This window comes from Streptomyces sp. NPDC016845 (assembly GCF_044332585.1).
Taxonomy (GTDB): Bacteria; Actinomycetota; Actinomycetes; order Streptomycetales; family Streptomycetaceae; genus Streptomyces.
On sequence record NZ_JBIRPI010000001.1, the window covers coordinates 878,215 to 890,976 of the forward strand.

Genomic DNA, 12,762 nt, shown 5'->3' on the forward strand with positions numbered 1-12,762 from the left:
GCCAGATGGTCATGCCGCTTCGTCAGTCCCTCAAGGTTGCGACGTATCTCGCTGAACAGAAGATCCGCAGGCGGGACAAGTTCCCGCTCATTGTCGAACTGGAGCCGCTCTACGCCTGCAACCTGGCCTGCGAGGGTTGCGGAAAGATCCAGCACCCGGCGGGCGTGCTCAAGCAGCGCATGCCGGTCGCCCAGGCCGTGGGCGCCGTCCTCGAGTCCGGTGCGCCGATGGTGTCGATCGCCGGCGGCGAGCCGCTGATGCACCCGCAGATCGACGAGATCGTGCGCCAGCTGGTGGCGAAGAAGAAGTACGTCTTCCTCTGCACCAACGCGATGCTGCTGCGCAAGAAGATCGACAAGTTCAAGCCGTCACCCTTCTTCGCGTTCACCGTGCACATCGACGGCATGCGCGAGCGCCACGACGAGTCGGTCGCCAAGGAAGGCGTCTTCGACGAGGCCGTGGAGGCGATCAAGGAGGCCAAGAAGCGCGGCTTCCGGGTCACCACGAACTCGACCTTCTTCAACAACGACACCCCGCAGAACATCATCGAGGTGATGAACTACCTCAACGACGACCTCGCCGTCGACGAGATGATGATCTCGCCCGCCTACGCCTACGAGAAGGCCCCCGACCAGGAGCACTTCCTGGGCGTCACGCAGACCCGCGAACTCTTCAAGAAGGCGTTCGCGGGCGGCAACCGGCGGCGCTGGCGGCTCAACCACTCGCCCCTGTTCCTCGACTTCCTGGAGGGCAAGGTCGACTTCCCGTGCACCGCGTGGGCGATCCCGAACTACTCCCTCTTCGGCTGGCAGAAGCCCTGCTACCTGATGAGCGACGGCTACGTGCCCACGTACCGCCAGCTGATCGAGGAGACCGACTGGGAGGCGTACGGGCGCGGCAAGGATCCGCGCTGCGCCAACTGCATGGCGCACTGCGGCTACGAGCCGACGGCGGTCCTGGCCACCATGGGCTCCCTCAAGGAGTCCCTGCGGGCGATGTCCGAGACCGTCGCCGGGAACCGTGGGTGACGACGCCATGAACTCCGGAGAGCCTGTCTCACTGGGCCTCCCCGAGGTACCGGTCCGGCCCCTGGCCGAGCGGCGCGAGAGCCGCCGGATCCAGGTCGGACCGGTGGCCGTGGGGGGCGGCGCGCCCGTGTCCGTGCAGTCGATGACGACGACACGGACCTCGGACATCGGGGCCACGCTCCAGCAGATCGCCGAGCTGACCGCGTCCGGCTGTCAGATCGTGCGGGTGGCGTGCCCCACGCAGGACGACGCCGACGCGCTCGCGACCATCGCCCGCAAGTCGCAGATCCCGGTGATCGCGGACATCCACTTCCAGCCGAAGTACGTGTTCGCGGCCATCGAGGCGGGCTGTGCGGCGGTGCGTGTGAACCCGGGGAACATCAAGCAGTTCGACGACAAGGTCAAGGAGATCGCCAAGGCGGCCCGTGACCACGGCACCCCCGTCCGCATCGGGGTCAACGCGGGCTCGCTCGACCGCCGGCTGCTCGTGAAGTACGGCAAGGCGACGCCGGAGGCGCTCGTCGAGTCGGCGCTGTGGGAGGCGTCCCTCTTCGAGGAGCACGGCTTCCGGGACATCAAGATCTCGGTCAAGCACAACGACCCGGTCGTGATGGTCAACGCCTACCGGCTCCTCGCCGCCGCCTCCGACTACCCGCTCCACCTCGGCGTGACGGAGGCGGGCCCGGCGTTCCAGGGCACCATCAAGTCCGCCGTCGCGTTCGGGGCGTTGCTCTCCGAAGGCATCGGTGACACCATCCGCGTCTCCCTGTCCGCGCCGCCCGCCGAGGAGGTGAAGGTCGGCATCCAGATCCTGGAGTCGCTCGGCCTGCGGCAGCGGCGCCTGGAGATCGTGTCCTGCCCGTCGTGCGGACGGGCCCAGGTCGATGTGTACAAGCTGGCCGACGAGGTCACCGCCGGGCTCGACGGCATGGAGGTGCCGCTGCGCGTCGCCGTCATGGGGTGCGTGGTGAACGGTCCTGGCGAGGCCCGCGAAGCGGATCTCGGCGTCGCCTCCGGCAACGGCAAGGGGCAGATCTTCGTCAAGGGCGAGGTCATCAAGGTCGTGCCCGAATCGAAGATCGTCGAGACGCTGATCGAAGAGGCGATGAAGATCGCCGAGCAGATGGAGAAGGACGGCGTCGCGTCGGGTACGCCCGGCGTCACCGTGAGCTGAATCCGTGTATTCGGAACGGGAAGGGGGCTCGAACGTGACGATTCTGGAAACGATCCGGGGGCCGCGCGACCTGAAGGCGCTGAGCGAGGAAGAGCTCGGCGAACTGGCCGCTGAGATCAGGGAGTTCCTGATCCACGCGGTCGCCAGGACCGGCGGCCACCTCGGACCCAACCTGGGTGTGGTGGAGCTGACCATCGCGCTGCACCGGGTCTTCGAGTCGCCCGTCGACCGGCTGGTCTGGGACACCGGCCACCAGAGCTACGTGCACAAACTCCTGACAGGCCGCCAGGACTTCTCCAAGCTGCGCGGCAAGGGCGGCCTCTCCGGCTACCCCTCGCGCGAGGAGTCCGAGCACGACATCGTCGAGAACAGCCACGCCTCCACCGCCCTCGGCTGGGCCGACGGCCTAGCCAAGGCGCGCCAGGTACAGGGGGAGCGCGGCCACGTCGTCGCCGTCATCGGCGACGGCGCGCTCACCGGCGGCATGGCCTGGGAGGCGCTCAACAACATCGCCACCGCCAAGGACCGCCCGCTGATCATCGTCGTCAACGACAACGAGCGCTCCTACGCGCCCACCATCGGCGGCCTCGCCAACCACCTCGCGGCCCTGCGCACCACCGACGGCTACGAGAAGGTCCTGGCCTGGGGCAAGGACGTCCTCCTGCGCACCCCCGTGGTCGGGCACACGGTCTACGAGTCCCTGCACGGCGCGAAGAAGGGGTTCAAGGACGCGTTCGCGCCGCAGGGCATGTTCGAGGACCTCGGCCTGAAGTACGTAGGGCCGATCGACGGGCACGACGTGGGCGCGATGGAGTCCGCGCTGCGCCGCGCCAAACGCTTCCACGGCCCCGTCCTCGTGCACTGCCTCACCGAGAAGGGCCGCGGCTACGAACCCGCGCTCGCCGACGAGGCCGACCGCTTCCACACCGTCGGCGTCATGGACCCGCTGACCTGCGAACCGCTCGCCCCGTCGAACGGCCCGTCCTGGACCTCGGTCTTCGGCGAGGAGATCGCGAAGATCGGCCGGGAGCGCGAGGACGTCGTCGCGATCACCGCGGCCATGCTGCACCCGGTGGGCCTGACGAAGTTCGCGCAGGAGTTCCCGGGCCGCGTCTGGGACGTCGGGATCGCCGAACAGCACGCCGCCGTCTCCGCCGCGGGCCTCGCGACCGGCGGCCTGCACCCGGTGGTCGCCGTCTACGCGACCTTCCTCAACCGCGCCTTCGACCAGCTCCTCATGGACGTCGCCCTGCACCGCTGCGGCGTGACCTTCGTGCTCGACCGGGCCGGGGTGACCGGCGTCGACGGCGCCTCGCACAACGGCATGTGGGACATGTCCGTCCTCCAGGTCGTGCCAGGGCTGCGGATCGCCGCGCCGCGCGACGCCGGCCAGCTCCGCGCGCAACTGCGCGAAGCCGTCGCCGTCGACGACGCCCCGACCCTGCTGCGCTTCCCCAAGGAGTCCGTGGGAGCGGCGATACCCGCGCTCGACCGGGTCGGCGGCATAGACGTCCTGCACACGTCGCGGGATCCGCGCGTGCTGCTCGTCTCCGTCGGTGTGATGGCCCCGGTCTGCCTCCAGACCGCCGGACTCCTCGAAGCGCGCGGCATCCCCTGCACGGTCGTGGACCCGCGGTGGGTCAAGCCGGTCGACCCGGACCTCGCGCCGCTCGCCGCCGAGCACGACCTCGTCGCCGTCGTCGAGGACAACTCCCGTGCGGCGGGCGTAGGTTCGGCCGTCGCGCTCGCCCTCGGCGACGCCGACGTCGACGTGCCCGTCCGGCGGTTCGGCATACCCGAGCAGTTCCTGGGACACGCGAAACGCGGCGAGGTGCTCGCCGACATCGGCCTGACACCGGTGGAAATCGCCGGGCGCATCAGTACGAGCCTGAAAGCCAGCAAAGACATCGGCGAGCCCGAGAAGGCCGGCAAGGAGAACCACGTATGACCAAGGAGTTCGACCTCGGCAAGCTCCTTGCCGAGCGCGGCGCCGAACGGTACGAGCTGCACACCAAGCACCTCAACCACCAGCTGCCGAAGATGCTCCACACCATCGGCTTCGACAAGGTGTACGAGCGGGCCGAGGGCGCGCACTTCTGGGACGCGGACGGCAACGACTACCTGGACATGCTCGCCGGATTCGGCGTCATGGGCCTCGGCCGCCACCACCCGGTCGTGCGCAAGGCGCTGCACGACGTCCTCGACGCCTCGCTCGCCGACCTCACCCGCTTCGACTGCCAGCCGCTGCCCGGCCTGCTCGCCGAGAAGCTGCTCATGCACAGCCCGCACCTGGACCGCGTCTTCTTCGGCAACAGTGGCACCGAGGCGGTCGAGACCGCGCTCAAGTTCGCCCGCTACGCCACCGGCAGGCCGCGCGTACTGTACTGCGCGCACGCCTTCCACGGCCTGACCACAGGATCGCTCTCGGTCAACGGCGAGGACGGCTTCCGCGACGGCTTCGCCCCGCTGCTGCCCGACACCGCCGTACCGCTCGGCGACCTCGACGCACTCGCGCGGGAGCTGAAGAAGGGCGACGTCGCCGGGCTCATCGTCGAGCCGATCCAGGGCAAGGGCGTGCACGAGGCGCCGCCCGGCTACCTGCGCGCCGCGCAGGAGCTGCTCCACAAGCACAAGGCGCTGCTGATCGCCGACGAGGTGCAGACCGGGCTCGGCCGCACCGGCGACTTCTACGCCTACCAGCACGAGGACGGCGTCGAGCCCGACCTCGTCTGCGTGGCGAAGGCGCTGTCCGGCGGCTACGTGCCCGTCGGGGCGACGATCGGCAAGGACTGGATCTTCAAGAAGGTCTACTCGTCCATGGACCGCGTCCTGGTCCACTCGGCGAGCTTCGGCGCCAACGCGCAGGCCATGGCGGCAGGGCTCGCCGTCCTCTGCGTCATGGAGGACGAGGAGACGGTCGCCCACGCGCGCGTGATGGGCGAACTGCTCGCCTCCCGCCTCACCGCGCTGATCGACCGGTACGAGCTGCTCAGCGACGTCCGCGGGCGCGGCCTGATGATCGGCATCGAGTTCGGCCGGCCCAAGTCGCTGAAGCTGCGCAGCCGCTGGGCCATGCTCCAGGCCGCGCGCAAGGGCCTCTTCGCGCAGATGGTGGTCGTGCCGCTGCTCCAGAAGCACCGCATCCTCACGCAGGTCTCCGGCGACCACCTAGAAGTGATCAAGCTGATCCCGCCGCTGGTGATCGACGAGGCGGACATCGACCGCTTCGTGGAGGCGTTCACGGCCGTCATGGACGACGCGCACAGCGGCGGCGGCCTGATGTGGGACTTCGGCAGGACACTGATCAAGCAGGCGGTCGCCAACCGGTAGACCGAAGACTCCTGCGGTTTGTCTCTGAGGCAAGAAATTTGCCTCCAGGGCAGGGCTCTGGCTCAATGCGAAGTATGATCCCTGCCCTGCCGGAGGAGGCGGCCCCCGCCGAGCTGCCCGCCGTCGCACCCCAGCTGCGCGCCCTGCGCCACCGCGCCGCCCTCACACTCGAGGCCGCCGCCGGCTCCGCGGGGCTCTCACCGGCGCATCTGTCCCGTTTGGAGACCGGCCGGCGCCAGCCGTCGCTGCCGATGCTGCTCGCCCTCGCCCGTATCTACGGTACGACGGTCTCCGAACTCCTCGGCGAGGCCCCGGCCGACCGCGGCGCCGTGGTCCGGGCCGACGCCATGGAGGCCACCGAGGCCGGCGGCTGGACCTACTTCCAGGCCGGCTCCCCGGGCCGCGGCATGCAGGCCCTGCGCGTCCACGTGCCCTACGGATCGCAGGGCGACATCGTGCGCGTCCACCCCGGCGAGGAGTGGCTCTACGCCCTCGAAGGCCGGCTCCACCTGCGCCTGGGCGACACGTCCTACCGGCTCGAACCCGGCGACAGCGCCCACTTCGACTCGCTCACCCCGCACCGGATCGCCGCCGCGGACCGGGGCGGGGCCGAGCTCCTCTTCGTACACACCCTGTTGCAGAGCCCCACCGCCGCGCTGTGCCTCGGCCCGGCGGCCGGCCCGACCCGAGAGGTCTGACATGAGTGAGAACCGCGACATCGAGGACAAGCTGCCCCGCGGCATCTGGGTGCGGGTCCTCGTCTACGTCTTCGCGGGCCACGCCCTGGCCGCCTTCATCTACATGCTGTTCACGCTGGGCGCCAACCAGTGAGAAGCGCGGCCGGGCCTCAGTCGAGGAGGCGCTCGCGCAGCCGGTCGCGGTCGGCCGCGCCAAACCCGAGCCCCTCCGCGAAGTAGCGGTCCGCGGTGCCCCAGGTCTCCTCGATGGTGTCGAACGCCGCGCGCAGATACTCGGCGCGGGCGTCGAAGAGCGGGCTGAGCAGCTCCATGACCTCGGGGGAGTAGGTGTCGGCCGTGGTGCCGCTGCGCCGCACCTTGTAGCGCCGGTGCTTGGCGTTCGACTCCAGGTAGTCCGCCTCGATGGCGTCCCGCTCCACGCCCACGGCGAGCAGCGTCACCGCGACCGACAGGCCCGCGCGGTCCTTGCCCGCCGCGCAGTGCATCAGCGCGGGCACGCTGTCCTCGGCGAGCGCGTGCAGGACGCGGCTGTGCTCGGCGGTGCGCTCGGAGATGATCGCCCGGTACGACGTGATCATGCGGTTCGCCGCGCGCCCCTCGGACAGGAGGGAGCGCAGCTGTTCTATGTCCCCGTCGCGCACCATCCGCCAGAACTCGGCGCCGTCCGCCGGGTCGGTCAGCGGCAGGTTCACGTTGCGCACGCCGGGCAGTTCCACGTCGGCGCCGTCGAGGCGCTGGTCCGCGTCGTTGCGGAAGTCGAAGATCGTGTGCAGGCCGAGCCCGGCGAGGAACGCGGCGTCCTCGGCGGTGGCGTGCGCGAGGTGGCCGCTGCGGTAGAGCACACCCGGGCGCACGCGCCGGCCGTCCACGGCCGGAAGGCCGCCCACGTCCCGGAAGTTGCGCACTCCGGTCAGCTCGGGCTCGGTGGACGGGGCGTGCTGCGTCACGGGGGCTCCTCCCGGGTCGAGTCGCCCGCGTTGCTCGTGTCGGCGGGCGCGCTCCGACGATACGACACACGCTCCGGACGGTCCCCGGGCCGGGAGGGTGAGCAGGCTCATAACCGTGACCGTCCGTGGCGACCGACCGGCATTGCATTCTGCGGAATTCCTAAGCGGCGTAACGGCGGAAAAGGTTGTCCATTGACGCTGGGTGACACAGGAAACCCTCAGACGATCAAGAAAGCGGGCCCTCCGGCGAATTCGCTGTTTGTCGCCGCCTTTGCCACTGCATTACGGTCACCATTCACTCCGGACGGAACGCCTAATCCTGCCGCCGCCCGGAATCCCGTACAACGACCCGTGACGGCAGGAGCGGGGGACCCACAGGCAGAACGCCGCCAGGGAATTCCCCCATGCGGCTAGGGGTGAAGTCGTGTCCCGTACGGCGGGCGCGGCCGGGCAGCTCCAGCCCGAACCCGACAGCTCACCTCGTAGGCGACGGAGAGGAAAACCGGCATGCCCGCTCAGGGAAAGCACCGCAGCTCGAAGACCCGGCGCATCACCCGCGCCGCCGCCGTCGTCTCGGCCGGCGGGGCCGCGCTCGCCCTGCCGCTCATCGGCGCCACCGGCGCCCACGCGGCGACCGGCGACACCACCGCGCAGACCTACACGGTCAAGTCCGGTGACACGCTCTCGAAGATCGCCGACGCGCAGAAGGTCGACGGCGGCTGGAAGAAGCTGTACGACGCCAACAAGAACGTCGTCGGCTCGGACGCCGACCGCATCAAGCCCGGCATGAAGCTCACGCTGGACGGCGCGGAGCAGAAGGCCTCCACCACGGCCACCGCGAGCAGCAGCGACAGCTCCGGCTGGGTGAAGCCCGTCGACGGCTCCACCGGCACCGCCTACCACGCCTCCGGCTCGATGTGGTCCAGCGGCTACCACACCGGTACCGACTTCGTCGTGCCCACCGGCACCGCCATCAAGGCCGTCGGCCCGGGCACCGTCGTCTCGGCCGGCTGGGACGGCGCCTACGGCAACGAGGTCGTCATCAAGCACGCCGACGGCCGCTACTCGCAGTACGCCCACATGTCGTCCCTCGGCGTCTCCGCCGGGCAGACCGTGACCGCCGGCCAGCAGATCGGCCTGTCCGGCTCGACCGGCAACGTCACCGGGCCGCACCTGCACTTCGAGATCCGTACGTCCCCGGACTACGGCTCCGACGTGGACCCGGTCGCGTACCTGCGCGGCCACGGCGTCAGCATCTGACACCACCGCACCTGCGTGTTCTTCGGCGCCCGGGGTTATTCCCCGGGCGCCGAGTGTGTTTTCTCACCCCTCGTCAACCCCTGGTTACGATCGCGTAGGTCACATCCGAAGGTGAAAGATGTGTGGTCGTGGCAAACGAATCGAGAGCACTCAGCGGCGGCACGGTCAGCGCGACGAACAGCGGAACGATTCGGTCCTACGCGGCCGTGGGGGACAGCTTCACCGAAGGGGTCGGGGACCCCGGCCCCGACGGCGGCTTCGTCGGGTGGGCCGACCGGCTCGCCGTCCTCCTCGACGACCGCGCCCCCGAGGACACCTTCCGTTACGCGAACCTCGCCGTCCGCGGCAAACTCCTCGACCAGATCGTCGAGGACCAGGTTCCCAAGGCCGTCGAACTCGCCCCCGACCTCGTCACCGTCGTCGCGGGCGGCAACGACATCATCCGGCCCGGCACCGACCCGGACGACGTGGCCGAGCGGTTCGAGAAGGCCGTCGCCCGGCTCGCCGAGGCCGCCGGGACCGTCATGGTCGCCACCGGCTTCGACACCCGCGACGTGGCCGTCCTCAAGCACCTCCGCGGCAAGATCGCCACGTACAACATGCACGTACGCGCCATCGCCGACCGCCATGGCTGCCCGGTGCTCGACCTCTGGTCCCTCAAGTCCATCCACGACCGCAGGGCCTGGGACGAGGACCGCCTCCACCTCTCCGCCGAGGGCCACACCCGCGTAGCCCTGCGCGCCGCCCAGGCGCTCGGCCTCGACGTGCCCGCCGACCCCGAGCAGGCGTGGCCGCTCCTCCCGCCGCGCGGCACGTTCGCGGTGCGGCGCGACGACATCCACTGGGCGCGCGAGTTCCTGGTGCCGTGGATCGGGCGCAGGCTGCGCGGGGAGTCCTCCGGGGACCGCGTGACGGCCAAGGGCTTCGTGGACCCGCACCTCATCAAGGCGCATCTGGAGTCCGCCTCCTGACCTCCGCGCCCGCGGCTCATAATGGAATACCTTGATCGATCAACGGGAGGCGCTGTGCCACGTTCCCTGACTCCAGGGCTGCGTTCGCTCCAGCCCGCGGCCTTCGGCACCGAGGCCACGGGCGCCCGCCTTGCGCGGATCCGCAGGTCGCCGAATTTCGCCGACGGGCAGTTCCAGAACCCGCAGGGCACCCGCACCAAGCCCGACGGCTCGATGCTCGACTTCGCGAAGGTCTACTTCCAGAAGGAGGAGCGGGCCAGGCGCGCCCCGACGGGCACCGTCCCCGTCCACGCCACCACCGTCGCCGACCTGGCGAAACCGGCCGCGAGCGGGCTGCGCGTCACCTGGATGGGCCACTCCAGCGTCCTCGTGGAGATCGACGGCGTACGAGTGCTCTTCGACCCGGTGTGGGGCGAGCGCTGCTCCCCGTTCGCGTTCGCGGGGCCCAAGCGGCTCCACCCGGCGCCGCTGCCCCTCGCGGCGCTCGGCCCGGTCGACGTGGTCGTCATCTCGCACGACCACTACGACCACCTGGACATGCCCTCCATCAAGGCCCTCGCGGGGACGGACACCGTCTTCGCCGTGCCGCTCGGCGTCGGCGCGCACCTGGAGCACTGGGGTGTCCCGGCGGACCGGCTGCGCGAGCTGGACTGGCACGAGTCGACCCGGATCGGCGACGTGACCCTGACGGCCACGCCCGCCCGCCACTTCTGCGGCCGTGGCCTGCGCAACCCGCAGCACACCCTGTGGGCGTCCTGGGTCGCGGCCGGACCCGGGCACCGCGTCTACCACAGCGGTGACACGGGCTATTTCCAGGGCTTCCAGGACATCGGCGCGGCGCACGGACCGTTCGACGTGACGATGATCCAGGTCGGTGCGTACGCCGAGTTCTGGCCCGACATCCACATGACGCCCGAGGAGGGCCTGCGCGCCCACCTCGACCTCCAGGGCGGACAGCCGCACGGCGTGCTCATGCCGATCCACTGGGGCACGTTCAACCTGGCGCCCCACGCGTGGGCCGAGCCCGGCGAGTGGTCCATGGACGTGGCCGAGGACGCCGGCCAGGCCCTTGCCACCCCACAGCCGGGCGAACCGTTCGAGCCCGGCGGGGAGCTGCCGACCGACGCCTGGTGGCGCGGCGTCTGCGAGCCCGTCGTACGGCACTGGGACCGTACGGTGCCGAAACTGAAGGAGGGCGGCCCGGCCCCCGCCGAGCTGGACCTGGCGGGCGACCGCTGACCGACCCTTCGTGAGAACGCCCCGGCCGTCCCTGACGGCCGGGGCGTCCGCGTTCCGGTTCCCGTCCGCGTATTCGGTCTGCCGTGCGAGGGCTCATACCAGAGCGGGATCTCGGCCGCCGGAGTTTGGCAACTGCCCACCGCGTGTGAGGCGTTGCCGACTACCGTGAGTGCTCGCCGCGCGACGCCTGGTCGATCTTTCCTGCCGCCGCTCCGGCCTGCCCAGACCCCGAGGGAACCGAGGACGAGGACCCCGTATGTCGCAGCTCCGCCAGCCTGCCGCCCGCGCAGAACGTCGCGAAGGCGGCCGGCACGGCAGGCCGGCGGGGCGGGCCGCACCCCGCCCCGCCGAGACCCACATACGGCCCCAGTTGTTGCGCCTCGCCGTCCTGCCGCCGCTCGCGGTGGCGCTCGCCGCGAGCGCGGCCGTCCTCTTCCTCGTACGGGCCGGCGGGGTGCGGCCCGGCCTCGCCCTGTGGGCGGTGCTCGGCGGGGCCTGCGTCGTCACCGTCGCGGGCATCGTCATCGCGGCCTTCGCCGCCGAGCGCGCCGCCGCGACCGTCCGCGACCGGGTCCTCGTACTGCGCCGCACCAGCGCCCGCGGTCAGGCCGAACTCCGCTCCCTCGTCGACCAGTTGCGCAAGGGCGAGGGGCCGCCGCCGCGCCGCACCGTCAAGGCGGCGCCCGCAGGGGCCGACGACATCGAGCAGCTCGCCGCCGACCTGGCACGCGCCCAGGACGTCGCCGTCACCGCCGTCGTCCAGGCCACCCAGCTCTCCAGCCAGGCGGGCAGTCAGCAGAAGGTCGAGGTCTTCGTGAACCTCGCCCGTCGCCTGCAGTCGCTGGTGCACCGCGAGATCTCCATCCTCGACGACCTGGAGAACGACGTCGAGGACCCCGACCTGCTCAAGGGCCTCTTCCACGTCGACCACCTCGCCACCCGCATCCGGCGCCACGCCGAGAACCTCGCGGTGCTCGGCGGCGCCGTCTCCCGCCGCCAGTGGAGCCACCCCGTCTCCATGACCGAGGTGATGCGCTCCGCGATCGCCGAGGTCGAGCAGTACTCCCGGGTCAAACTCGTGCCGCCGATCGACGGCACCCTGCGCGGGCACGCCGTCGCCGACTGCATCCACCTGCTCGCCGAACTCGTCGAGAACGCCACGGTGTTCTCCGCCCCGCACACCCAGGTCCTGCTCCGCGCCAACCTGGTCACCTCCGGGCTCGCCATCGAGGTCGAGGACCGCGGGCTCGGCATGCCGGTCACCGAACAGAACAAGATGAACGCGCTGCTCGCCGACCCCGACCAGGTCAATGTGTCGAGCCTGCTCCAGGACGGGCGCATCGGCCTCTTCGTGGTCTCCCAGCTCGCGCGGCGCCACGGCATCACCGTACGGCTGCAGTCCAACATCTACGGGGGAGTGCAGGCCGTCCTCGTGCTGCCGCAGGGGCTGCTCGGCCTGGACCAGGAGGAACAGACCTCCTCCGTGCGCCGGGCCGCCGCCGCTGCGACGGCCGACAGCGTGCTTCCGGCGGGGGCGGTGCCCTCGGAGGCCTCGGGTGCGGACACGGGCGCGACGTCCTCGCCCGCGTCTTCGGCGGCCGCGCCGCAGGGGAACGTCACGGCCATGCCGTGGCAGGGGCCGCGTGGCGCACCGCGCCCAGCAGAACGGGCCCAGCCTCCGCTGCAACACCCCCGATCGTCACAGCCGTCGCCGCCCGCCCCGCCCGGCGCCACGCCTCTGCCGCAGCGCCACGCGGGCGGCTCGCGCGCCACCCCCGCCGAGGCCCTGCCCGGCATCCGCCCCGAAGAGCGGCAGACCGTGGCCGAGCATGTGACGGCCCTGCCCGCCCCGGGCAACGGCGCGGTGCGCGGCACCATCGAGCGCCCCCGGCTCCCCCGGCGCAGAGCCCAGGAGCATCTCGCCCCGCAACTGCGCGGTGGCCCCGCACCGCGCCAGGACGACGAAGCTCCGGCCGGGCACGACCCCGGGCTCATGGCCGCGTTCCAGCGCGGGATCACCCTCGCGGAGAACGCCGAACTCCGCGAGCCGCGACCGCCGGACGCGGGGGACGGCGGGGGCACCGAGGGCGGTAGCGCCGGATGACCGATGCACGG

General features: G+C 71.1%; 11 protein-coding genes and 1 riboswitch. Of the genes, 10 read left to right on the forward strand and 1 reads right to left on the reverse strand.

Annotation, left to right across the window (positions count from 1 at the left end; all coding sequences use genetic code 11):
* The first annotated feature begins 5 nt into the window (after positions 1-5).
* From hpnH to ACH4RC_RS03675, 6 genes are all read left to right on the forward strand, one after another.
* Positions 6-1,028, forward strand: coding sequence for an adenosyl-hopene transferase HpnH (hpnH, locus tag ACH4RC_RS03650; RefSeq protein WP_398194609.1), 1,023 nt, complete (start codon positions 6-8; stop codon positions 1,026-1,028).
* A gap of 7 nt (positions 1,029-1,035) precedes the next feature.
* Positions 1,036-2,202, forward strand: coding sequence for a flavodoxin-dependent (E)-4-hydroxy-3-methylbut-2-enyl-diphosphate synthase (gene ispG, locus ACH4RC_RS03655; protein ID WP_398194612.1), 1,167 nt, complete (start codon positions 1,036-1,038; stop codon positions 2,200-2,202).
* A 34-nt stretch (positions 2,203-2,236) separates the two neighbouring features.
* A complete protein-coding gene (gene dxs, locus ACH4RC_RS03660) occupies positions 2,237-4,150 on the forward strand; it encodes a 1-deoxy-D-xylulose-5-phosphate synthase (RefSeq protein ID WP_398194614.1) in 1,914 nt (637 codons plus the stop codon).
* Positions 4,147-5,532, forward strand: coding sequence for an aspartate aminotransferase family protein (locus ACH4RC_RS03665; protein WP_398194616.1), 1,386 nt, complete (start codon positions 4,147-4,149; stop codon positions 5,530-5,532). Before dxs ends, ACH4RC_RS03665 begins: the two co-directional genes overlap by 4 nt.
* Positions 5,533-5,606: 74 nt before the next feature.
* A complete protein-coding gene (locus ACH4RC_RS03670; RefSeq protein WP_398194619.1) occupies positions 5,607-6,230 on the forward strand; it encodes a helix-turn-helix domain-containing protein in 624 nt (207 codons plus the stop codon).
* 1 nt (position 6,231) lies between these two features.
* The gene (locus ACH4RC_RS03675; protein WP_398194622.1) at positions 6,232-6,363 is read left to right on the forward strand and encodes a DUF6126 family protein; all 132 of its coding nucleotides are present in this window, start codon (positions 6,232-6,234) and stop codon (positions 6,361-6,363) included.
* Between the two features lie 16 nt (positions 6,364-6,379).
* Here the strand turns inward: ACH4RC_RS03675 and ACH4RC_RS03680 are convergent, their stop codons facing one another.
* The gene (locus ACH4RC_RS03680) at positions 6,380-7,177 is read right to left on the reverse strand and encodes a tyrosine-protein phosphatase (protein ID WP_398194624.1); all 798 of its coding nucleotides are present in this window, start codon (positions 7,175-7,177) and stop codon (positions 6,380-6,382) included.
* A 316-nt stretch (positions 7,178-7,493) separates the two neighbouring features.
* A riboswitch (cyclic di-AMP (ydaO/yuaA leader) is annotated at positions 7,494-7,679 on the forward strand.
* A 5-nt stretch (positions 7,680-7,684) separates the two neighbouring features.
* On the opposite strand from ACH4RC_RS03680, the gene ACH4RC_RS03685 reads away from it, so the two are divergent.
* From ACH4RC_RS03685 to ACH4RC_RS03700, 4 genes are all read left to right on the forward strand, one after another.
* Positions 7,685-8,437 (forward strand): M23 family metallopeptidase, encoded by a 753-nt coding sequence (locus ACH4RC_RS03685; RefSeq protein ID WP_398194627.1) that lies wholly within the window; start codon positions 7,685-7,687, stop codon positions 8,435-8,437.
* Between the two features lie 128 nt (positions 8,438-8,565).
* Positions 8,566-9,408 (forward strand): SGNH/GDSL hydrolase family protein, encoded by an 843-nt coding sequence (locus ACH4RC_RS03690; RefSeq protein WP_398194629.1) that lies wholly within the window; start codon positions 8,566-8,568, stop codon positions 9,406-9,408.
* A 21-nt stretch (positions 9,409-9,429) separates the two neighbouring features.
* A complete protein-coding gene (locus ACH4RC_RS03695; protein WP_398194631.1) occupies positions 9,430-10,647 on the forward strand; it encodes an MBL fold metallo-hydrolase in 1,218 nt (405 codons plus the stop codon).
* Positions 10,648-10,903: 256 nt separating this feature from the next.
* On the forward strand, positions 10,904-12,751 hold the full coding sequence (locus ACH4RC_RS03700; RefSeq protein WP_398194633.1) for a sensor histidine kinase: 1,848 nt from the start codon (positions 10,904-10,906) through the stop codon (positions 12,749-12,751).
* The last annotated feature ends 11 nt before the right edge of the window (positions 12,752-12,762 follow it).